Source organism: Acidithiobacillus caldus ATCC 51756, from assembly GCF_000175575.2.
GTDB classification, from domain to species: Bacteria; Pseudomonadota; Gammaproteobacteria; order Acidithiobacillales; family Acidithiobacillaceae; genus Acidithiobacillus_A; species Acidithiobacillus_A caldus.
Genome location: NZ_CP005986.1, coordinates 893,287 through 913,495 on the forward strand (window position 1 = coordinate 893,287; position 20,209 = coordinate 913,495).

The window sequence follows — 20,209 nt, forward strand, 5'->3', positions numbered from 1 at the left end:
TTGCGGTCAGTCTTCGCTGGGAGCGTGTTCCAGGCGTCGACCGCCTTCCAGATAGATGCGTTGATCGGCAAGGCGGGTCGTGCGCGGGCGGTGGGCGACGATGATGATGGTTTTCTGGCCATGCAGGGCCTCGATGGTCTCGGCGATGCGCTCCTCACTCTCGCTGTCGAGATTGCTGGTCGCCTCGTCGAGGACGAGGACCGGGCGCTCCAGATACAGAGCGCGGGCAATGGCAAGGCGTTGCCGCTGCCCACCGGAAAGGTTGCTGCCCTGACCCTGGATGACGGCATCGAGCCCGCCTTGGGCCTGCAAAAAATCCCAGGCATGGGCAGAACGCGCCGCCCGTTCGGCACGTGCGCGATCTGGCTCGGGATCGCCGAAGCTGATGTTTTCCAGGGCCGTTCCGGAAAACAGGATGGGTTCTTGGGCAACAAAGGCGAAGCAGCGGCGATAGGCGGCGAGGGACAGCTGCTCCAGATCTTTTCCCCCGAGCCGGATACTGCCGGCCGTGGGCGGAATCAGGCCCAGCAGGACGCGGACGAAACTGGTCTTGCCGCTGCCGCTTCGGCCGAGTAGGGCAACGGTCTGTCCCGGTGCAATATCCACGTCCAGGCCGCGCAGCACCAGTTCATCGCCGAGGCGCAGTTGCAGACCGCGACATTGCCAGTGACCCCAGGAGGGAAGCGGTGTCTTGTCGGTGTCGAGCGTTTCCGGCTCTGGATCCTGGTCGAGCCAGGCAAACAGGCGATCGGCAGCGGACAATCCCTGTTGCAGCTGATTGTTGGCCGAGGACAGCTGCCGCAGCGGTTCGTAGATCATGCCCAGCGCCGCAAGAAAGCTGAAAAAGGCACCGGCGCTCATGGCCCCGCTGACCACTTGGCTGCCGCCGAGGTAAATGATGGCGGCAATGCCCAGGGCCGCAATCATCTCCATCACCGGCACACTGGCCTTCTGGATGCGCACCATCTGCATCATCAGGCGATAGTAGCGCTCGGCCAGTTCGTGGAATCCCCGTGCCGCGAAGCTCTCGGCACCGGTGGTCTTGATGACCTCGATGCCGCGCAGACTCTGGGAGAATTGGTCCAGAATCTCGCCCATCTGCACCTGTTGATGTTGCCCGCGCTGGCGCAGTTTCTGACCAAAGCGGATCAAGGGGTAAAAGGCCAGGGGAAGTGTGGCCAGGCTGATGAGGGCCAATTGCCAGCTCATGTACAGCACCACCGCGATGAGCGCGAGGATCTGAAAGGCCGACAGGAAGAAGCGCGCCAGTACCGTCAGACCCTGCTGCAGCAGGGTGAGGTCGAGACTCATACGCGACAGAGTGGCGCCGTGGCTTTGCTGGATGATCTGGCGCAAGGGCAGACGCAGGGTGTGGTGGAACAGGGCTTCGCGCAGTTGGCGCAGGATCTGTTCCTCGATGCGTGCAAGTACCACGGCCTGAAAATAATCGGCGAGGCCCTTGACGGCGTAGATCACGACGACTCCCGCTGGCAACCAGAGGAGCATCTGGGCCTGCCGGTCGATGAAGATGCGATCGAGGACCGGCTTGATGTAATAGGCGAGGGCGCCGGTGGCCAGGCCCGATATGGCCATGAGCACCATGGCCCCGGCGATGGCGCCGCGGTGAGGTCGCAGCAGGCGGATGAGGCGCCGAAAACTCGGCGAGTGCAGCGCCCCGGGCGCCGGAGCGTTCACTCTTCCAGGAGAGCGCGCTTGTCTTTTACCTTGGCCCAGTCGTCGGCATCCGCCGGTGCCGCCTTTTTCTGGATGATGGGGGGCCAGGTTTTAGCCAGGCGGGCGTTGATCTCCAGGAATTCTTCCTGGCCCTCGGGGAGGTCATCGTCCCGGAAGATGGCCTCTGCCGGGCATTCCGGCTCACAGAGGGTGCAATCGATGCACTCATCGGGATCGATCACCAAAAAATTGGGTCCCTCGCGAAAACAGTCCACGGGACAGACATCCACACAGTCGGTGTACTTGCACTTGATACAGGACTCGGTAACCACGTAGGTCATGGATGGAAACTCCTGAGCATGGGCCTGGGCCCGGACCGGCAACCCGGGCGAGCCCGTCATTCTATCCCAAGGGTTGCCCGCGGCGCATCACCTGGGGCGAGGTGTGCGCCCCGAAGGTCAGTAATAGACCGGGATCACCCCGCTGGCCAGGGTCTGGATGGCCTCGCCAGCGCTCACCATCTTGGCCTCTGGAATGAAGTGCTCCGCCTCGAGGCCGCGCTTCTTGAAGCAGCCGGCGCAGATCCAGATGCGCGCACCTTGATCCACCAGCGCCTGCCGCAATGCTTTCAGGGCCGGGAAGGTGGGTTCCTGCAGCCCGTCCAGATAGCCATCGCCGCGGGCCAGGTGCACCCCATCGAGGCTCAGGAACAGGGTAACTTCATGGCCCTCGGTAAGGGCATTCTTGGCCAGGACCATGCCGACGGTGGCGCGATCGAGGTCGTTGGCGCCGTGGGTGACGTTGACAAAGAAGTGTGCCATGGGAGCTCCTTGGAGGTTGCGTAAGTGTATTAGACTAACCTGATGTTGTTGCCGCCGCAAGGGAGACAAACGCTGCCGTTTGCGCTATAAATGGTTTCCCCAAAAAATGGCAAGGAGAGTATCCATGGCAGTATTGGTCAGCAGAAAGGCACCGGATTTCGTCGCCCCGGCGGTAATGCCCAACAACGAAATTCAGGAGCAATTCCACTTCTCTCAGTATATTCACGACAAGTATGCGGTGCTGTTTTTCTATCCCCTGGATTTTACTTTTGTCTGTCCTTCCGAAATTCTTGCCTTCCACCATCGTCTGGCCGAATTCAAAAAGCGCAATACGGTGGTCGTCTCCTGCAGCGTGGACTCGCACTATACCCATCTTGCCTGGAAAAAGACGCCAGAGTCCGCCGGCGGCATCGGTGCCGTGGAGTTTCCCATGGTGGCGGATCTGACCAAGAGCATTGCCCGCGACTACGACGTGCTCATCAACGATAGTGTGGCCTTGCGTGGGTCCTTTCTCATCGACCGTCAAGGTATAGTGCGCCACCAGGTGGTCAACGACCTGCCTTTGGGTCGGAACATCGATGAGATGATCCGTATGGTGGATGCCCTGCAGTTCTTCGAGGAACATGGCGAGGTCTGTCCGGCGCAGTGGGAGAAGGGCAAGCCCGGCATGAGGGCGAGCTCCGAGGGCGTGGCCGAGTTCCTGGCCAAGCACGCCAAGGAGCTTTGAGCCGCCAATCGTGGCATTGATCGCCGAGCTCCGCTGACGTGCTGCTGCTGCGCCGGTCCCTGGCGTCGGTGCGGGAACCCCGCCTGTACCTGAGCATGGAGCGGAGCTATTTGTCTCTGGTCAAGTTCCTGTTCATAGCCTTTGCCACGGGTATTCTGGCCAAAAAATTCACCTTTCTGTTGTTGGTTCTGCGTTTGCCGAGCTTGCTGCATTTTTTTGATGATCTCTACACCCTTTTGACCTGGCCGTCGTTATTATTGTTGTATGCGGTATTCCTGCTCTTTGCCTCGGATTTGCGTTATGTCGACCGTGGTGGTGTGGTTGCCGCGCGCGAGGTCGAGGATCCTCGCGTCTATTGCTCTGCGGAGCGGACTCTGCTGTCCTGGCTGCGCACGGGCATCAGTATCATCGTCTTTGGCTTCGTCATCGAGAAGTTCGATTTCTTCCTCAGCAAGCTTGCGTATATCCTGCATCGCAAAATAGCCTTGGCCAGCACCTTCGCGGGCATGGATCTTTTTTTCATCGGTCTTGGCATGATCACCCTGGTCTGTGGCTTCTGGAGTTTTTTTGCGACCTTGGCGCAGGTGGAGGCCGGGGTGTATCGCCCGCATTTCTGGATCTATGGCGTCTATGGTCTGGCGCTCTTGCTGACCTTGCTGGGGATGACCCGCCTGTTGTGGATTCTGGGCTTTTCGGCATGACCGCCGTGGTATCGGCGCCGCTCGCGGGCAACTCGGCCAAGACCCTGTCCGTCGCCCCCATGCTGGATTGGACCGACCGGCACTGTCGCTATTTTTTGCGTCTGATCTGTCCAAGCTGCGTGCTGTATACGGAGATGATCCACACCAGCGCCCTGGTGCTGGGCAAATCGCCCGAGCGTTATCTGGCCTTCACCGCTGCGGAGCAGCCCCTCGTCCTGCAACTGGGAGGGGACGATCCCGAGGCCATGGCTCGGGCGGCGATCTTGGCGCGGGATTACGGATATACCGGCGTCAACCTCAACGTAGGCTGCCCCTCAACCCGGGTACAGCGCGGAAATTTTGGTGCCTGCCTCATGCTCACGCCGGCTCTGGTGCGGGAGATCATCGACGCACTGGCGGGCAGTGGCCTACCCGTCAGTGTCAAGCATCGCCTTGGCCTGGATCGGCAGGAAGACTACGGCCAACTTGCGGATTTTGTCGCCCAGGTGGCTGCCGGCAGTTGCCGCCACTTTGTCGTCCACGCCCGCAATGCCTGGTTGCGTGGGCTCAGCCCCGCTGCCAATCGCACCATTCCACCCCTGCGCTGGGACTGGGTGGCGCGCCTGAAGGAAGATTTTCCGGGCTTGCGCTTCGAGCTCAACGGTGGTCTGGATACGGTGCCCAAGGTAGAGGCGCAGTGGTCACGGGTGGATGGCGTCATGATCGGACGGGCCGCTTACCACCGACCCCTCTTTCTGACGGAGTTGGAGCTTGCTCTGGGGCGGCGGCAGGCGCCGGCGCGGCGTGCCGAGGTGTTCGCGGCCCTATTGGCCTACACCGAGGATTGGGGTGCGGCGCTACCGGCACCGCGCCTGACCCGCCATCTGCACGGGTTTTTCTTCGGTGAGCCCGGTGCCAATGCCTGGCGCCAATTCCTGGGCTGCGCCCGACCGGATCAGAGTGCGGCGCAGTTCTTTCGGGAAAACTCCGCGCGCCTGGCCCAGTTTGGCCTTACGCTCGCGTAGCTCGAGGTCTGCGCCTTGGGCTGGACGGGCAGTGGTCCCGGGCGCAGAATCGCCGGCCATGGACGCAACACCCCCCCACACCCGTAAATGGGTAGCCTTCGACCTCGACGGCACCCTGACCCGGCGCGAGACCATGCCCTTTTTCCTTCGGGAGGCACTGGGAACCCCGCGCTTCCTGGCTCTGGTGCTGCGCAGCCTACCGGAGCTCGGAGCCTATGGGCTTGGGCGTCTGCGCAACGATGCCGTCAAGGAGATCGTCCTGCGCCGCAGTCTTGGCGGGCGCGCGCTGGAGGACCTGCGGCCGGTGGCGGCGCGTTTTGCCGAACAGACCTTGCCCCGATTGCTGAGTGGCCCGGTGTGGGCGCGCGCGCAGGAGCATCGGGCGCGCGGCCATGGTCTGATCCTGGTGACCGCGACCCTCGGCCTCTACGCCGAAACCTGGGCGGCGGCCGCCGGTTTCGATGCCACCATCGCCACCGAGCTGGAGTTGGATGATGCCGGGTGCATCACCGGTCGCCTGCGCGGCGCCAATTGCTATGGCCCGGAGAAGGCGCGCCGTCTGCAGGATTTTCTGCGCGGACGGTCGCTGCACTGGGCGTACGGTAACAGCCGCGGCGATGCGGAAATGCTCGGTATGGCCAGGCAAGCCGTGTGGGTAGGGCCGCAGCAGCACCGCGGGCAGGCCCTGCCGCCGCTGGCCGACACGGATTAAGTCTCGGGTTCGGACCGATCGCGCAGCAGAAAGGAAAGAAAGCGCTCCGCGACCGCTGGCAGCCGTTTGTTGCGGCGATGGACGACATGCCAGTGACGGCGAATGGGGAAACCCGCGACATCGAGGATGGCGACATCGCCAGCGGCCACCTCGGCAGCGACAGTGTTGCGCGACAGCACGCTGAGTCCCAGACCACCGGCCACCAGTTGCTTGACCGCCTCGTTGCTGCTCATGGTCATGCGCACCCGCAGTGAATGCCGCGCTCGCGAAAGAAGTTCTCCGCCGTCATGCGGGTGCCGGAACCTTCCTCCCGGAGGATGAAGGACTCTTCGCCTATGCGTTCGGGCGCGATGGCCGAGGCCCGGGTCAGGGGATGATCGGCGGGTGCGATGAGGACGATGGGATTGTCCAGGAAGGGATACGCCGTCCCCGGGAAGCCCTCGGGAACCTGCCCCATGATGTACAGATCGTCCAGATTCTGTTTGAGACGCTCGAGGATGCTGTCGCGGTTGACGATCTCCAGGCGCACCTCGATCCCGGGATACTCCTGGCAGAAGGCACCCACCAGGCGCGGCGCGAAGTACTCCGCCGTGGTGATGATGGCCAGACGCAGGAGCCCCCGTTCGACGTTGCGATGGGCGTCCAGTTCCTGGGTGAGGCTTTCGAGCCGGCGCAGGATATCGCGTCCGGCCCGCTCCACCGCCTCGCCGCTGGCGGTCAGAAAAAGCTTCTTACCCACCTGCTCGTACAGGGGTGCGCCCGCGTACTCCGCCAATTGCTTGATCTGGATGGACAGCGCCGCCGGCGTCTGGTGCAATTCCCGAGCGGCGCGGGTCATGTTAAGGTGACGCGCAAGCACCGTGAAGATACGCAACTGGTGCAGGGTGACGTGGCGAAGGGACATGATTTTGTTATACCAAAAGGTAACGTTAACTTCTTTTTACTTTACCTTAGGTATTGGCCTTTGTACATTCGCTGGTGGATGCAGTTTCGCAGGTCGATTGGATTGATATCTTAGGAGGGATCTATGGCTGGTAAATATGAAGCCGGCGTCAAGGAGTACCGCCACACGTACTGGGCTCCTGACTACGTGCCTTTGGACTCGGACATCCTGGCGTGTTTCAAAATCGTTCCACAGCCCGGAGTCGATCGGGAAGAGGCGGCCGCTGCCGTAGCCGCAGAATCCTCCACCGGTACCTGGACCACGGTCTGGACCGACCTGCTGACGGACATGGATTACTACAAGGGCCGGGCCTATCGCATCGAGGACGTGCCCGGCGACGACACCGCCTTCTACGCCTTCATCGCCTACCCCATCGATCTCTTCGAGGAAGGTTCCGTCGTAAACGTCTTCACCTCCCTCGTGGGCAACGTTTTCGGCTTCAAGGCGGTGCGCTCCCTGCGTCTGGAAGACGTGCGCTTCCCCCTGCACTACGTGATGACCTGCAATGGTCCGGCGCATGGCATCCAGGTAGAGCGCGACAAGATGGACAAGTACGGTCGCCCGCTGTTGGGCTGCACCATCAAGCCCAAGCTCGGTCTGTCGGCCAAGAATTATGGCCGCGCCGTCTATGAGGCCCTGCGCGGTGGCCTGGACTTCACCAAGGACGACGAGAACGTCAACTCCCAGCCCTTCATGCGCTGGCGCGATCGCTTCCTCTTCGTGGCCGACGCCATTCGCAACGCTGAGGCCCAGACCGGTGAGCGCAAGGGGCACTACCTCAACGTCACCGCGCCCTCTCCGGAGGAGATGTACGAGCGCGCCGAGTTCGCCAAGGAACTGGGCATGCCCATCATCATGCACGACTTCCTGACGGGTGGCTTCTGCGCCAATACGGGTCTCGCCCGCTGGTGTCGCAAGAATGGTGTGCTTCTGCACATCCACCGCGCCATGCACGCCGTCATCGATCGCAACCCCCACCACGGCATCCATTTCCGCGTGCTGACCAAGGCCCTGCGCCTGTCCGGCGGCGATCACCTGCATACCGGTACCGTGGTGGGCAAACTGGAAGGCGACCGCGCCTCGACCTTGGGCTGGATCGACCTGCTGCGGGAATCCTACATCCCCGAAGACCGCAGCCGTGGCATCTTCTTCGATCAGGACTGGGGCTCCATGCCCGGCGCATTTGCCGTTGCCTCGGGCGGTATCCACGTTTGGCACATGCCCGCTCTGGTGAACATCTTCGGTGACGATTCCGTGTTGCAGTTCGGCGGCGGTACCTTGGGCCACCCCTGGGGCAATGCCGCTGGCGCGGCGGCCAACCGTGTCGCCCTGGAGGCCTGCGTCGAGGCCCGTAACCGCGGGGTGGAGATCGAGAAGGAGGGCAAGGAGGTGCTCATGAATGCGGCGCGCCACTCCCCTGAGCTCAAGATCGCCCTGGAGACCTGGAAGGAAATCAAGTTCGAGTTCGACACTGTCGACAAGCTCGACGTCCAGAACCGCTGATTGTCCCCATTCGCCTAGCTAGTCAGGAAGGAGTTTGTCATGGCCGAAGTGCAAGAATACAAGCAGGTCCGGCGGTATGAGACCTTTTCGTACCTGCCGCCCTTTTCCGCGGAGCAGGTGCGGGCCCAGATCCAGTACATCATCGCCCAGGGCTGGAATCCGGCGGTGGAACACATCGAGCCCAACCGTCCCTTTACCTACTACTGGTACATGTGGAAGCTGCCGATGTTCGGCGAGCGCAATGTCGATGCCGTCCTGGCGGAGTTGGAGGCCTGCCGGCGCGAGTACCCGAACCACCTGATCCGTCTCATCGGTTACGACAATTACACCCAGAGTCAGGGTTTGTCTTTCGTCGTCTATCGCGGTTCCTGAGGTCACAGGTAGGGGTCGCGGGTAGATCTACCGTCGCGGTGTCTGCCCGCTGCCCAGAAAGGGGGCATCATGTCTGATTCATCCGCAAGAGGCCGTCTGCAGGGCCGTGCGCTGGCCCAGCAAAGGCGGCGTGAGCAGGCCCTGCGTAAGCAGCACGGCCGGCTAGAAGGGGCGCGCCCTTCAGCAGCGCCCAAAGTTCAGCCGACGGTGGCCGTGACACCGGTGGTGCCCTCGGGCCCTGCCGACGCCGATCTCCGAGTGGAGCCGCAGTTGCAGGCGGCCAAGCCGGGCGGACGGGAGCGTGCGCAGCAACACCGGGCACAGCGTTGTGCTGGCGCCCTGTGCTGGTCGGATCCCGAGCAGCGTCGGCGCCACCGCGGTCAGCGCGCGGCGGCCAATCCGGTTCCGCGCGCTGCGGACACGGTGGGCGACGGTGCTGCGGATTCGGTTCGCGAAACCGTGCCACCCCTGGTCCCAGGTGTGGAAGAGCGCTTTTTGGACGCCGTCTGCGAAATGGGTGAGGCCCAGCCCGATAGTTTTGGCTGGCGGCAGAATTCCGTGCGTAAATTGTGCAAGGCGCGGCGTCAGTCCCTGGCGCAGCGCGGCAAGGTGGCATTGACGGTGATGCGCGGATTGAGTTCCGCCGCCGCACGGCTGCGTTACCTCGAGACGGGTAACGCCCACGAGTTCGCCCGACTCCATCGGCAGGAACTGGCGCAGAAGGGGCGGGGTGCCCTGCCTCCGGCAAAGCCCACGGGGCAGCAGCGCTCGCGCAAGTATCGGGTGCCTGCCAAGGTGGAGGTGGGTACCACCCTGGCCGGGAGCGAAGTGACGGGCACCCAGGTGGAGCGGATCCCCGCCGTCACCGGTAATGAGCCGGGATCGTGTCGGGTCATCACCGGTACGGAATACGTGGGTAGTGAACAGTACTCCCGCTTCTGCGCTACCCAGCCCTCCGCCAACCCAGCCAAGGTGGGTGTGGGACGCACCAGTCGCGGTCTCGGGGTCAGCGGAACGCAGGTCGGTCGCGCCGTTGCCGTTACCGGTGACGAGGCCGGCAGCTGCAAGACGGTGACGGGTACGGAGTATCTCAGTCTGGAGAATTTCCAGAGTTTTTGCCGCAGCGATCTGCCCCCGCGGCCGGAGAAGGTCGTCATTGGACATTCCCAGCAGCGTCAGTTGCCGGTATCCGGATCGGACGAGGCGCGAATCAATCGTGTGACCGGGTCCGAGCCCGGCGCGAATGCCCGCATCACCGGCTCCCAGTATGCCGAAACCGGTGTCGCCCGGATGACCATCAATGGCAAGGCGGCTCCGCGCAAGGTCAGTGAAACGCATACGGTCCGAGGCGAAGTGGTCACGGGTACGGCGGTGGACAGCAGTCCGAAGATCACCGGTCTCGAGCCCGGTACCTGCCGTGTCGTAACCGGCACGGAGTACCTCAGTACCGAGACCTTCCAGACGCTCTGTCGCACGCGCCCAGAGCCGACGGAACCGCCCAAGGTGGAGGTGTCCAGTACGCAGCATGGACAGCGGATTACCGGAAATCTTGTGGATCGGTCGGAAAAGGTCACGGGCAACGAGCCCGGCAGCTGTGCCCGGGTTACGGGAACCGGTTACAGCAATCCGCAGTTGTGCGGGGGCGGTGTAGATAAGGTGCATGCCATGACGAGCCTCAGTGGTAGCGTCATGACCGGTACCGGGATGGATCGCCTCCCAAAAACGACCGGTGACGAGCGTGGAGGGTGCTGGCCCGTCACCGGAACAGAGTACTACGGGCGTGAGCACTACGCCCAATGCGCAAGCACCCCGCAGCCCGAGGCGCCGAAAACCGTTTTGAGCCGCACGGGCAAAGGTCAGTGGGTAACGGGACCCGCCATGGGGCCCGATGAGGCCGTTACCGGCAATGAAGCCGGCGCCAACAGCGTTGTCAGCGGCACCCCCTACAGTGGCGAAGAGCTGGAAGAACGGACCGGACAGGAGGTCGTGAATCCCATGCAGAGCCAAGCGGCCGAAAGCGGCAGCGAACACCCCGGCGCGTCCGGCTGTACCGGCTGTTCCTGCCAGGAGCGCATGCGTGATCTGGAGGCGCGCCTTGCGGCGCTGCAAGAACAGCTTGCCGCGAGTCGTACCAGCGCCGGTAGCGAGCCTGCGCCGGTTGCGCCGGCCAGTCGCCGCTTTGTCCCGGCGCCAGCGGCTCCGGTGTCACCGTCGGCCTCGGAGGTGGGTGCCTCGGACTTCAGTATCGTGACCCCGGCCCGTCAGGGGCGTAGCCGAATCACCGGTAACACCGGTACGGGCGGCAAGGTGACGGGCCCGGTCAATCTCGGTCGTGGTCTCATCACCGGCACACCGGAGTTTCGCAGCGGCACGGAGCTTGCTCGGGCACCGCAGCCCCTGCCCGTTCCCCAGGAGGATGTGTCGGCACCGGCCGCTGGGTCCTGGCGGGTCACGGGCGATGACTGGAGTCGTAACGAACGGGTCACTGGCACGGAAGGCCCCTGGGCGCGAGGGCGCAACCTCACCCAGCGCGGTCCTCTGCGCAGCTGTGTGATGGCGGCGGCGATCAACAAGGGACAGGAGTTGGCCGCTCCGGTGCCCGATAGTCGGATTACCGGCAGCAGCGGTAACTCGCGCAAGGGGTCCACGGTGACCTACTCGGGAGGAGCGCGCGGATGAGTTCCCGAGTCGCCGCCCTCCGGCCCGTCCGCCGTGGTAGACGGATCTGAGCATGGACACCCGGAAAGCCTTTGCCTTGCGGCAAGCGCGGGCCAACGGCGCGCGCCAACCCGCCCCCATCGGAATGGGGATGGGACGGCCGACGCCATCGTGGTTCCCGAGTGGAGCGGCCCACGCCCTTGCCCACGGGCTCGAGCACGCCGCCTGCCCCAGTCTGCCCGAACGTGGTTGTCGGCATGCCCTGGTGCAGCCTTCAGAGAACGCGCGGTTGGCAGAGATCGAGAAAAGCGTCAAGGGCAGTTTCGATGCCATCGTTCCGGCCCTGAAATCCATGGCTGCTCTGGGGCGGGGTCCGGATTTTCCCGAACAGGCACAGCAACTGGCACGGCAGGAGTTGGGCTTTGAGTTTCCGCAGGAGGTTCTGGAGCGGGCCTGGGTACGCGGTCCGGAACTGGGTAGGCTCTACGCCGAGGGGACCTTCATGGCTCTCGAACGGGCGGTGTGCGAGTTCGGCGCGCGGATCCAGACGGAGCTTCGGGCAGCGCAGAACCTGGACGCCTTCCTCGTGGATTGTGGCTTCCACGCCCTCAACGTATCGGCCTGTGCCGATGGCCGGCTCAAGGGGCTGTTCCCCTTCATCCTGCGTCTGCCCGATTCGCCACTGGTGTCGCGCAGTGCCTTTGCCGGGACGCTCTTTGATATCGAGGAAGACGTGCGCCACTGGCAGGCGGCTGAATTACGGCGTTTTCGTGAGGGCTATCCCACTACGGCCGATGCCCAGACGCGCTATCTCAAGATCGCGGTCTACCACGGCAGTTCCGTGGACCCGCAGCACCAAGGCTGTGCCGCCCACGGTAGTAACCTGCATGCGGCCATCGAGGCAGCTCTGGAACGGCTCTACCAGTTCCGCATGGCCATCGAGAATGCCTTTTGCTGCGGTGCCAGTACCGACCTGTTGCTCATTGGCGTGGACACCGATACCGATGCCATACGCATCCACATTCCCGATGCGCACGGTGACCTCAGTCCGCACCGCTACGTAGACAATGCGGAGCTCTATAGGCATACGTTGGGCCTCGACGCCGATCAGGCCCGGCTCGCGGTGTACGAGGCCATTCGTGCCGCTAGCGCCAGCGATGGTTGGGGTAAGGGCGAGGGCATGCCCCACGATGGTATGCGCCGGCTCATAGCCACCCTGCTCATCAACAATATGAGCCAGATCGAGTATGTTGGCGAGTACTATGGTGGCTGGTACGGCGACGGCGGGCACGCAGAGCGCTTCATCGGCGTGGGCAATGGCTTTCAGGAAGTCCAGGTGCGCAACCTTGCCTACTACGCCCACGTCGATACGGTGGAGGAGGGCGCAGCGGACCTGGATGTGGGTATCAAGATCTTTCGCAAACTCAATCTGGAGAAAGGTTTGCCCATCCCCATGGCGCTGCGTTATCGCTTCGACAGCCGTGTGCCTGGTAGTCGTGAGCGGGTGGAGCGCAAGGTGCAGCGCATGGCGGCGGCCTTGCGTAACCGCTACGCGAGCCTGGTGGAGACGGATCGTTTGATCCTATGGGGCGGGATTCAAGACCTGCCCCTGGGGAGTCCCATGGAAGAGGTGGATCTTCGATGAAGATCATGCGTGTGGAAAAAACGCTGGTATCTACCAACCGGATTGCGGAGATGGGCCATCGTCCGCTGCTCGTGGTGCAGGAAAAGGAGGGAGGCCCGCGTTCCGTGGCGGTGGATTCGGTGGGTTGCATTCCGGGTGACTGGGTCATCTGCGTCGGTTCTTCGGCAGCTCGGGAGGCGGCAGGCAGCAAGGAATACCCCTCGGACCTCACCATCATCGGCATCATCGATAACTGGGATCCGAGCTGAGGGGCCATCGTGGAGATCATGCGCGTGGTATCGGACCTGGTGGTCACCCGCCGTATCCCCGGACTCAAGCAAAGCTCGTTGCGGGTGCTGGCGGATGCCAGCGGCAAATTGAGTGTGGCCACGGACCCCGTGGGGGTGCCGGAGGGCAAGTGGGTGTTCACGGTGTCGGGTTCGGCGGCACGCTATGCGCAAGGCGATTTTGAAGTACTGACGGATCTCACCATTGGCGGGATCATCGATTTTTGGGAGCCGTAAGGCATTGCAGTCTGGACAGGAGGGACGGAAATGGCAGATGTAACGGGTATTGCACTGGGTATGATCGAGACCCGCGGTTTGGTGCCGGCCATCGAGGCGGCGGATGCCATGACCAAGGCGGCGGAAGTGCGCCTGATTGGTCGCCAGTTTGTGGGTGGCGGTTACGTCACCGTGCTGGTACGTGGTGAGACGGGTGCGGTGAATGCGGCGGTACGCGCGGGTGCCGATGCCTGCGAGCGGGTGGGTGACGGTTTGGTGGCGGCGCACATCATTGCCCGCGTGCACTCCGAGGTGGAGAACATCCTGCCCAAGGCGCCCAGCGCTTGAGCCTTGGCAAAATTTGCTGACTGACGAACAGGAGATCGGAAAATGGCAGATGTAACGGGTATTGCACTGGGTATGATCGAGACCCGCGGTTTGGTGCCGGCCATCGAGGCGGCGGATGCCATGACCAAGGCGGCGGAAGTGCGCCTGATTGGTCGCCAGTTTGTGGGTGGCGGTTACGTCACCGTGCTGGTACGTGGTGAGACGGGTGCGGTGAATGCGGCGGTACGCGCGGGTGCCGATGCCTGCGAGCGGGTGGGTGACGGTTTGGTGGCGGCGCACATCATTGCCCGCGTGCACTCCGAGGTGGAGAACATCCTGCCCAAGGCACCCACCGCCTGATGGTGGGATCCAGGGCAGGGAGAAGGGCCCGGTGCACGACCATGGGGCCTGTATCCCAAGACCGGTTGTGGATCACCCATTGCGCTGCGTGCCACCCAGCGGTGCACGCACGAGGAGAGTGAGATGGTAGCTGTTACAGGCGTTGCGTTGGGTATGATCGAGACCCGCGGTTTGGTGCCGGCCATCGAGGCGGCGGATGCCATGACCAAGGCGGCGGAAGTGCGCCTGATTGGTCGCCAGTTTGTGGGTGGCGGTTACGTCACCGTGCTGGTACGTGGTGAGACGGGTGCGGTGAATGCGGCGGTACGCGCGGGTGCCGATGCCTGCGAGCGGGTGGGTGACGGTTTGGTGGCGGCGCACATCATTGCCCGCGTGCACTCCGAGGTGGAGCACATCCTGCCCAAGGCGCCCAGTGCCGAGGGAAGCGGTCGCGACGGTGATGTGACCGGCAATCTCAGCTGATCGGGGTGCTCGGGATGCGCAATCATCCACGCATCATCGGTCTTTTGGGACAGGCCCTGAATCACGAATTCACGGCCATCCAGCAGTATCTGACGCAGGCCAGCCTCTGCACGCTGTGGGGTGAAGGGGCTTGGGCCCAGAACTTTCGGGAGGAATCGCGGGAAGAACTGGGTCATGCCGATCTGCTCAGTCAGCGTCTGCTGCTGCTGGGTGTGGCGCCCAACGCGGCGCAGCTACGCCCGCCGCGCCCCGGTCGGGATCTGTGGGAGATGCTGCAGCAGGATGCGGAGCTCGAGTGGCGGGCTGTGGAGCTCTACGCCGAGGCCGAGGCGGTGGCCAACCGTCTGCGCGATCCGGAATCTGCGGCCCTCTTTGCGCGGCTATGCCGGGACGAACAGGAACATCTGCAGCATCTGCAGGAGACCCTGGGCGGGCTCGGCGCGGGAGGTGGAAGATGACGGACAAGGCCAGTGCATCCTGTCCCGAAGGCTGGGAGCTGCAAAAGCGCCCCCTGGCCTGGAACCGGCGGCTGGACTTTGCGGACTACGGTGAGACCCGAGATTTTCTGGATCGTCTCGCTGAGCGCTCCGAGGCCTGTGGCTATTATCCCAATCTCAATTTTGCGCGGACCTACGTGGTGGTATCCATCCAGTTCGACGAAGACGCGGTGGATGGGCCGCGACGCGAGCTGGTCAACGCGGTTCAGGAGTGCGAGCGCAGCGCCCGGGGCAAAGCGTGACTTCCGGAGCTGTCCTGCGGATTGCGGTTTTCAACGGCAAGGGCGGCTGCGGCAAGACGACACTGGCGTGGAATCTTGCCATGGGCCTGGGTCGGCGGGCCGCCACCTTGCTGCTGGATGCCGATCCACAGGGGAGCCTGGCGTACTGGGCAGAGTGGTCCGGGCGGGACGGCATCGCCGTCACGGTGCAAGAGTGGGGCGCGACAATGGATGCCGGTCCATATGCCTTCGTCGTCACCGACTGCGCCCCGCGCCTGGAGGCGGAAGAGCTGGCGGAGATCGTGGCTGGCGCCGATCTCGTGCTGCTGCCGGTCCTGCCCTCGCCCCTGGATCTGTGGGCCAGTCGGCGCAGTGCGGACTGGATTCGGGAGCAGCAGGAGCGGCGTCCGAGTCTGCGCGCCGCCTTTGTCCTCAATCAAGTGGAGGCGCAGAGCGCGCTCTCCCGGGCAGCACAGGTGGCCATCGCCGAACTGGGTCTGCCGGTGCTGCAGGCGGCTCTGCATCGCCGCGCGGTCTATCGCAGTGCGGCCCTGGAGGGCCTGAGTGTCTATCACATGGGTAAGCGCGCCAGTGCCGCGCAGGCGGAGCTGGAAAGCCTCATCGAGGAGATCGTGAAATGAGCAGTCTGGAAGACAAGCTAAGTGCCAGTATGCAGGGTCCACGGCGTAGCAGTACCCGGACCGCGGCCTCGGACAAGGCGGCAGAAGCAGCGCCAGTGAAACCGGCAACGACGACCCGTGCGTCGAGCAAGGCGCCAGCCAAAGGCCGTGTCGAGGTGGAGGATCTCAATGCGGGGGGTGGCCGTAGCCTGAACCCGCCGCGCATCTGGCCGGACTGATGGCCTCGTTGGTGGCACCGACAGCGGCGTCGGCGGCTCGCCGCTTCCCGCTCGTGCATCGCGCTTAGGCCATGGCCATCCAACTCTCGGATTATCCCGATATCCTCGAAGCCCTTGGCGATCACGCCGCCGAGCTTTTGGCCTCGCAGTGGCATGAGGCTGCGCGGGTCTTCAGTCACTCGGCGCTGGAAGCCTATCTCCAGGGTGCCGTCAGCCTCAAGGCCCTGGGGCGGGGTAGCGACCTCGTGCTCGCCTACATCGAGAGCGCCCCGCAGGTGGCGCGGGAGATCGGCGAGCAGGCCGTGTTCGAGATGCTGTCGGCGGCCATCCGTATGTTTTCCAAGACCAGCGCCGAGGTCCTGACGCTGTTCTTCTCCAGCGCTCCCTTCGTTGCCCGCCGTCTGGGGGAGATCGAGCTCTTCCGTGGTTATCTGCTCCTTTTGGATCAGCTTCTGGCACAGGCGCCGCGCGGGGTCCGTCCCATGCTCGGGAAGATCGAGGCGTTGCTGGAGCAGATGACCCTGGGCGGTCTGCGTCGTTGGGCCGCCTGGGGGATTTCCGCCTACCGCAACGATTTTGCCGCCCAGGCCGAGTATTTCGGGCTGCAGAGCGAGCAGTCGCGAGCGGTACTGCAGCAGGAGCGCCGCGGTCTGTTGTTCATCGATGTGCAGCGGCGCCTGATCATGTATCTGCGCGCCCTCTGGGGCCGCGATTTCTTTCTGCGTCCCACCTCCGGTGACTTCGAGACGCGCCAGGGTTATCGACCCTACATCGAGCAGTACTTCATCCACGTCCCGGACGCCTACGACGACTGGGAGAATGCCCATGGGCAGCGGGTGACGGCCCTGGAGCTTTTTCGCGCCGCCGTTGCCCACGCGGCGGCCCATGTGGTGCTTTCCCAATACGACCTGCGTCTGGAACTCGCGCCGGCGGAGCAGAAGCTCTGGATCGGCTTGCTGGAAGATGCCTGGGTGGAACGGGAAGCCATGGCCCGCTTTCCCGGACTCCTGCCCCTGTGGCAGCGCCTCCTGCAGGTGCCGGCAACACAGGAGCGTGAGCGCGAGGCCGCCTTCCCGGCGGTCCTCGATCGCTGTGCCCTGGCCTTGCTGGACCCCGACTACGGCGATGACCACCCCCTGGTCGCCCGCGCCCGCTCGGCCTTTGCCGCCTTGCTCGCCGCACAGCCCCAGGATGCCAGTGCCCGCTATACGGAGATCCTCCAACGCGCTCAGGAGCTTGCCGCGGCGGCGGCAGAGGCCGGATTGGAGCTCCCCGGATACGGCGATGACGGCGCTATCCTATACCGGGACGACAACCGCTATCTGTGGACGGCGCCGGCGTCGCAGCTGGGCGATATCCTTGCCGGAGGCCCGCCCCAGGTGCGCAAGTATGTGAGCCTCATGGAGATGATCAACGCCGTCGACGTCGAGACGGCGGGGGACGATGCCCAGGAAATCTGGGTGCTGGCCACGGAATTTTTTGACGACGACGGGACGACCTTCAACGAGCGCGAGGGCAAGGCGCCGGTCTCCCAGCCCGTGAGTTATCCGGAGTGGGACTATCAGACCCAACTGGAGAGGCCGCTTTGGGTGACGCTTTACGAGAAACGGCCAAAGATGGGCGACCCCGAGGTCATCCATGCCTTTTTGGAAGCGCAGAAGCCGCTGGTGCAGCGACTCAAGAAACTCATAGAGGCGGTGCAACCGCAAGGGGTCATTCGCCAGCGCAAGGTGGAGGATGGCGACGAGATCGACATCAATGCCGCGGTCCTCGCCTTTACGGATATCCGCATGGGGCAGCAGCCCGATCCGCGCATCGGGATCCGCACCCGTCTGCACACGCGCGATCTATCGGTGCTGCTGCTCATCGATCTGTCGGAGTCCACCAACGACCGCCTGCGTTCGCGCAGCGAGGGCGACGTTACGGTGCTGCAGCTGGCGCGGGAGGCGGCGGTACTTTTGGCCGAGGCACTGGAGCGTATCGGTGATCCCTTCATGCTCTGCGGTTTCGATTCCAACGGCCGCCACGATGTGGAGTTCTATACCTTCAAGGATTTTGCCGCGGAGTACGACGACAAGGTCAAAGGTCGCCTGGCCGGCATGACGGGTCAGTTGTCCACCCGTATGGGTGCTGCCCTGCGCCACGCGGGCCACCTGCTGGATCAGCAGCCAAGTCAGAAAAAACTGTTGCTGTTGTTGACCGATGGCGAGCCCTCGGATAACGACGTACGGGATCCCCAGTACCTGCGCTTCGATGCCAAAAAAGCGGTGGAAGAGCTGGCGCGTCGCGGAATTCGGACCTTTTGTCTGTCCCTGGACCCTTACGCGGACGAATACGTCTCGCGTATCTTCGGTGCGCGCAACTATCTGGTTCTGGATCATATAGACCGTCTGCCCGAGCGACTCCCGCAACTGTATCTGGCGATGACCAAATAGTTTTTACGTTTATAAAAGGTATCATTAACTTCTTTTTGCTTTACCTTAGGTATCGCGCTGGTTAGCATAGCTTTGGCGTGGGCCGCTGTCGGCACGGTCCGGAACGACAGGAGGATGTGGATGGACTCCATTGCCCTGGTAATACCGCTGTTGCCCCTGCTTTCGGCCCTTACGATCTTGGCCTTTCTGCGTGGGCGCAAGAAGGCGGCCGCGCGGGTCAGTGTGGCGACCTTGACCCTGGCTTTCCTGCTGGCCGCCTTCTTTTTGGGTCGCCACCTCTGGGGAGCCAAAGATGTGCTCCTGCACTCTCCCGGCCTCTGGGGCAGCCTGTGGCTGGATCCCCTGAGCCTCATCCTGTGGACCTTCGTCTCGGGTATCAGCCTCATCGTGCACGTCTATTCGGTGCGCTACATGGTCGAGGAACCGGGTTACCCGCGCTTTTTCGCCATGCTCGATCTCATGACGGCGGTGATCCTGCTGATGGTGGCGGCGGGGGATCTCATCAGCCTGGTGATCGCGTGGTTTTTGGTGGGTGTGGTGCTCTATTTTCTGCTGGGCCACGATCCGACGCGTCCGGCGGCCGGTCGTTATGCCTTCTGGACCCAGATCACCTACCGGGTGGGCGACGTGCCGCTCTGGTTTGCCGCCCTCATCCTCATCCAGAGCTACCATAGCGTGTCGCTGCCGGTCATTTTTGCGCGCATCGGCGAGGATCCCCATGTGCTGCTCTGGGGTCTGCCGGTGCCGGAGCTCTGCGGTTTTCTTTTAGCTCTTGCCGCCTTCGCCCGGTCGGCGCAGTTCCTTCTGCACACCTGGCTGCCCTACACCATGGACGGACCGACCCCGGTATCTGCCCTCATGCACGCGGGTATCGTCAATGCTGGGGGTTTCCTGTTCAACCGCTTCGCGCCTTTGTATGAGCATGCGGGCTGGGCCTTGCACTGGGCCTTTTTCGTGGGGCTCGTCACAGCGGTGGTGGGTTCGGCGCTCATGCTCATCCAGAACGATATCAAGCGGTCCCTGGGGTACTCCACCATGGGGCAGATGGGCTTCATGGTCATGGAATGCGGCCTGGGTGCCTTCCCTCTGGCGGTTTTTCACCTCATCGCCCACGGCTTCTTCAAGGCCTCCCTGTTTCTCGGGTCCGGTGGTGTCATCGGTGAGGCGCGCCAGCGCGATGGCGTGCCGCCGGATCCCGTCTACACCTCGGTGGTGGAGCGGCGGCCCATCAAGCCATCGCGTCTGCCCTGGCTGGTGGCGGCTTCCTTGACGGTACTGGTGCCGGTCATCGTCATTGGTCTATCGCACTTTTTTGTGGCGGAACGCCTTTTTTACGAGCAGGGCGTCATCATCCTGCTGTTCTTTGGCTGGGTGACCGGTGCCCAGGCCCTGTTTGCCGCCCACAAGCTATCGCAGAAGGACCCGTGGCGGCTGATGAGCGGTATTCTGGTCTCCTTTGTGATCATCGTCATCGGCTACACCCTCATCAGCCATTACTTTGGCGACTTTCTCTATCCCGATCGGGCCGAAAGTCTGCGCCTCTACGAAGCCGCCAGTATTCAGCACCTGTCCTTCGATCTTTTGGCGTTGCTGCTCGCCTTCATTTTCGTGGGCGGCTGGATGTTGACCTTTTTCCGCGAGAGTCTCGACTGGGGAAGGCGCCCGGGCGGGCGTTGGTACGGATGGTACCTTGGCGTGTATGCGCTCCTGTCCCGTGAACTGTACGTTGCCGACCTCTATCAGCGCGCCAGTCAGATCCTCCTGCAGTGGTCCCGTCGCTTCAATGTCTGGCTGGGATGGTGCTGA

22 protein-coding genes and 1 pseudogene are annotated in these 20,209 nt (G+C 63.3%); 19 read left to right on the forward strand and 4 right to left on the reverse strand.

The genetic code is table 11. The features are described from left to right. Positions 1-6: 6 nt before the first annotated feature. The 3 genes from ACAty_RS04475 to ACAty_RS04485 form a co-directional block, all read right to left on the reverse strand. Complete coding sequence (locus ACAty_RS04475; RefSeq protein ID WP_004871217.1) at positions 7-1,695, reverse strand: ABC transporter ATP-binding protein; 1,689 nt, start codon at positions 1,693-1,695, stop codon at positions 7-9. Next, the gene (gene fdxA / locus ACAty_RS04480) at positions 1,692-2,015 is read right to left on the reverse strand and encodes a ferredoxin FdxA (protein WP_004871218.1); all 324 of its coding nucleotides are present in this window, start codon (positions 2,013-2,015) and stop codon (positions 1,692-1,694) included. The genes ACAty_RS04475 and fdxA overlap by 4 nt, the downstream gene beginning before the upstream one ends. 117 nt (positions 2,016-2,132) lie before the next feature. Then, positions 2,133-2,495, reverse strand: coding sequence for a DsrE family protein (locus ACAty_RS04485; protein ID WP_004871220.1), 363 nt, complete (start codon positions 2,493-2,495; stop codon positions 2,133-2,135). 124 nt (positions 2,496-2,619) lie between these two features. Here ACAty_RS04485 and ACAty_RS04490 point away from each other — a divergent pair, with 124 nt between their 5' ends. Genes ACAty_RS04490 through ACAty_RS04505 form a run of 4 tightly spaced genes read left to right on the forward strand, consistent with a single transcriptional unit; the run spans position 2,620 to position 5,639 of the window. Continuing rightward, positions 2,620-3,222 (forward strand): peroxiredoxin, encoded by a 603-nt coding sequence (locus tag ACAty_RS04490; protein ID WP_004871222.1) that lies wholly within the window; start codon positions 2,620-2,622, stop codon positions 3,220-3,222. Between the two features lie 38 nt (positions 3,223-3,260). After that, entirely contained in the window at positions 3,261-3,923 is a 663-nt protein-coding gene (locus ACAty_RS04495; RefSeq protein ID WP_004871224.1) for a YidH family protein, read from the forward strand. Then, positions 3,920-4,927 carry a tRNA dihydrouridine(20/20a) synthase DusA gene (dusA, locus tag ACAty_RS04500; RefSeq protein WP_004871225.1) on the forward strand — a complete coding sequence of 336 codons (1,008 nt, stop codon included), beginning with the start codon at positions 3,920-3,922 and terminating at the stop codon, positions 4,925-4,927. The genes ACAty_RS04495 and dusA overlap by 4 nt, the downstream gene beginning before the upstream one ends. Before the next feature lie 58 nt (positions 4,928-4,985). Further along, complete coding sequence (locus ACAty_RS04505; protein ID WP_226047701.1) at positions 4,986-5,639, forward strand: HAD-IB family hydrolase; 654 nt, start codon at positions 4,986-4,988, stop codon at positions 5,637-5,639. On the opposite strand, the pseudogene ACAty_RS04510 reads toward ACAty_RS04505, so the two are convergent. Continuing rightward, positions 5,636-6,543, reverse strand: a pseudogene (locus ACAty_RS04510) (LysR substrate-binding domain-containing protein). The gene ACAty_RS04505 and the pseudogene ACAty_RS04510 sit on opposite strands and share 4 nt — an antisense overlap. 123 nt (positions 6,544-6,666) lie before the next feature. On the opposite strand from ACAty_RS04510, the gene ACAty_RS04515 reads away from it, so the two are divergent. From ACAty_RS04515 to ACAty_RS04585, 15 genes are all read left to right on the forward strand, one after another. Beyond that, positions 6,667-8,085 (forward strand): form I ribulose bisphosphate carboxylase large subunit, encoded by a 1,419-nt coding sequence (locus ACAty_RS04515; RefSeq protein WP_004871237.1) that lies wholly within the window; start codon positions 6,667-6,669, stop codon positions 8,083-8,085. Positions 8,086-8,124: 39 nt separating this feature from the next. After that, positions 8,125-8,457: a ribulose bisphosphate carboxylase small subunit gene (locus tag ACAty_RS04520; protein ID WP_004871240.1), complete on the forward strand. Its 333-nt coding sequence runs from the start codon at positions 8,125-8,127 to the stop codon at positions 8,455-8,457. Between the two features lie 69 nt (positions 8,458-8,526). Next, entirely contained in the window at positions 8,527-11,136 is a 2,610-nt protein-coding gene (locus tag ACAty_RS04525) for a CsoS2 family carboxysome shell protein (protein ID WP_226824282.1), read from the forward strand. Positions 11,137-11,188: 52 nt separating this feature from the next. Next, the gene (locus tag ACAty_RS04530) at positions 11,189-12,760 is read left to right on the forward strand and encodes a carboxysome shell carbonic anhydrase (RefSeq protein WP_004871247.1); all 1,572 of its coding nucleotides are present in this window, start codon (positions 11,189-11,191) and stop codon (positions 12,758-12,760) included. After that, positions 12,757-13,008: a carboxysome peptide A gene (locus ACAty_RS04535; RefSeq protein ID WP_004871250.1), complete on the forward strand. Its 252-nt coding sequence runs from the start codon at positions 12,757-12,759 to the stop codon at positions 13,006-13,008. The genes ACAty_RS04530 and ACAty_RS04535 overlap by 4 nt, the downstream gene beginning before the upstream one ends. An 18-nt stretch (positions 13,009-13,026) precedes the next feature. Beyond that, positions 13,027-13,263, forward strand: coding sequence for a carboxysome peptide B (locus ACAty_RS04540; RefSeq protein WP_226047700.1), 237 nt, complete (start codon positions 13,027-13,029; stop codon positions 13,261-13,263). 30 nt (positions 13,264-13,293) lie between these two features. Beyond that, positions 13,294-13,590: a BMC domain-containing protein gene (locus ACAty_RS04545; protein ID WP_004871254.1), complete on the forward strand. Its 297-nt coding sequence runs from the start codon at positions 13,294-13,296 to the stop codon at positions 13,588-13,590. Positions 13,591-13,632: 42 nt separating this feature from the next. Then, on the forward strand, positions 13,633-13,929 hold the full coding sequence (locus ACAty_RS04550; protein WP_004871256.1) for a BMC domain-containing protein: 297 nt from the start codon (positions 13,633-13,635) through the stop codon (positions 13,927-13,929). 123 nt (positions 13,930-14,052) lie between these two features. Then, on the forward strand, positions 14,053-14,391 hold the full coding sequence (locus tag ACAty_RS04555) for a BMC domain-containing protein (protein WP_038471671.1): 339 nt from the start codon (positions 14,053-14,055) through the stop codon (positions 14,389-14,391). A 14-nt stretch (positions 14,392-14,405) separates the two neighbouring features. Next, positions 14,406-14,849: a ferritin-like domain-containing protein gene (locus tag ACAty_RS04560; RefSeq protein WP_004871261.1), complete on the forward strand. Its 444-nt coding sequence runs from the start codon at positions 14,406-14,408 to the stop codon at positions 14,847-14,849. After that, positions 14,846-15,130 carry a hypothetical protein gene (locus ACAty_RS04565; protein WP_004871264.1) on the forward strand — a complete coding sequence of 95 codons (285 nt, stop codon included), beginning with the start codon at positions 14,846-14,848 and terminating at the stop codon, positions 15,128-15,130. The genes ACAty_RS04560 and ACAty_RS04565 overlap by 4 nt, the downstream gene beginning before the upstream one ends. Further along, complete coding sequence (locus ACAty_RS04570; RefSeq protein ID WP_004871267.1) at positions 15,127-15,750, forward strand: nucleotide-binding protein; 624 nt, start codon at positions 15,127-15,129, stop codon at positions 15,748-15,750. The genes ACAty_RS04565 and ACAty_RS04570 overlap by 4 nt, the downstream gene beginning before the upstream one ends. Beyond that, positions 15,747-15,968, forward strand: coding sequence for a hypothetical protein (locus ACAty_RS04575; RefSeq protein ID WP_004871270.1), 222 nt, complete (start codon positions 15,747-15,749; stop codon positions 15,966-15,968). The genes ACAty_RS04570 and ACAty_RS04575 overlap by 4 nt, the downstream gene beginning before the upstream one ends. Positions 15,969-16,039: 71 nt before the next feature. Continuing rightward, on the forward strand, positions 16,040-18,403 hold the full coding sequence (locus tag ACAty_RS04580; RefSeq protein WP_004871273.1) for a nitric oxide reductase activation protein NorD: 2,364 nt from the start codon (positions 16,040-16,042) through the stop codon (positions 18,401-18,403). A 120-nt stretch (positions 18,404-18,523) separates the two neighbouring features. After that, positions 18,524-20,209 (forward strand): NADH-quinone oxidoreductase subunit 5 family protein, encoded by a 1,686-nt coding sequence (locus ACAty_RS04585; protein ID WP_004871276.1) that lies wholly within the window; start codon positions 18,524-18,526, stop codon positions 20,207-20,209.

What these genes read in the sequence shown, in the direction of transcription:
- ACAty_RS04545 (WP_004871254.1), top strand. Translation starts at nt 13,294, where the DNA reads ATGGCAGATGTAACGGGTATTGCACTGGGTATGATCGAGACCCGCGGT.
- ACAty_RS04540 (WP_226047700.1), top strand. Translation starts at nt 13,027, where the DNA reads ATGCGCGTGGTATCGGACCTGGTGGTCACCCGCCGTATCCCCGGACTC.
- ACAty_RS04485 (WP_004871220.1), bottom strand. Translation starts at nt 2,495, where the DNA reads ATGGCACACTTCTTTGTCAACGTCACCCACGGCGCCAACGACCTCGAT.
- ACAty_RS04550 (WP_004871256.1), top strand. Translation starts at nt 13,633, where the DNA reads ATGGCAGATGTAACGGGTATTGCACTGGGTATGATCGAGACCCGCGGT.
- ACAty_RS04525 (WP_226824282.1), top strand. Translation starts at nt 8,527, where the DNA reads ATGTCTGATTCATCCGCAAGAGGCCGTCTGCAGGGCCGTGCGCTGGCC.
- ACAty_RS04520 (WP_004871240.1), top strand. Translation starts at nt 8,125, where the DNA reads ATGGCCGAAGTGCAAGAATACAAGCAGGTCCGGCGGTATGAGACCTTT.
- ACAty_RS04505 (WP_226047701.1), top strand. Translation starts at nt 4,986, where the DNA reads ATGGACGCAACACCCCCCCACACCCGTAAATGGGTAGCCTTCGACCTC.
- dusA (WP_004871225.1), top strand. Translation starts at nt 3,920, where the DNA reads ATGACCGCCGTGGTATCGGCGCCGCTCGCGGGCAACTCGGCCAAGACC.
- ACAty_RS04490 (WP_004871222.1), top strand. Translation starts at nt 2,620, where the DNA reads ATGGCAGTATTGGTCAGCAGAAAGGCACCGGATTTCGTCGCCCCGGCG.
- fdxA (WP_004871218.1), bottom strand. Translation starts at nt 2,015, where the DNA reads ATGACCTACGTGGTTACCGAGTCCTGTATCAAGTGCAAGTACACCGAC.
- ACAty_RS04565 (WP_004871264.1), top strand. Translation starts at nt 14,846, where the DNA reads ATGACGGACAAGGCCAGTGCATCCTGTCCCGAAGGCTGGGAGCTGCAA.
- ACAty_RS04575 (WP_004871270.1), top strand. Translation starts at nt 15,747, where the DNA reads ATGAGCAGTCTGGAAGACAAGCTAAGTGCCAGTATGCAGGGTCCACGG.
- ACAty_RS04530 (WP_004871247.1), top strand. Translation starts at nt 11,189, where the DNA reads ATGGACACCCGGAAAGCCTTTGCCTTGCGGCAAGCGCGGGCCAACGGC.
- ACAty_RS04555 (WP_038471671.1), top strand. Translation starts at nt 14,053, where the DNA reads ATGGTAGCTGTTACAGGCGTTGCGTTGGGTATGATCGAGACCCGCGGT.
- ACAty_RS04580 (WP_004871273.1), top strand. Translation starts at nt 16,040, where the DNA reads ATGGCCATCCAACTCTCGGATTATCCCGATATCCTCGAAGCCCTTGGC.
- ACAty_RS04560 (WP_004871261.1), top strand. Translation starts at nt 14,406, where the DNA reads ATGCGCAATCATCCACGCATCATCGGTCTTTTGGGACAGGCCCTGAAT.
- ACAty_RS04535 (WP_004871250.1), top strand. Translation starts at nt 12,757, where the DNA reads ATGAAGATCATGCGTGTGGAAAAAACGCTGGTATCTACCAACCGGATT.
- ACAty_RS04585 (WP_004871276.1), top strand. Translation starts at nt 18,524, where the DNA reads ATGGACTCCATTGCCCTGGTAATACCGCTGTTGCCCCTGCTTTCGGCC.
- ACAty_RS04515 (WP_004871237.1), top strand. Translation starts at nt 6,667, where the DNA reads ATGGCTGGTAAATATGAAGCCGGCGTCAAGGAGTACCGCCACACGTAC.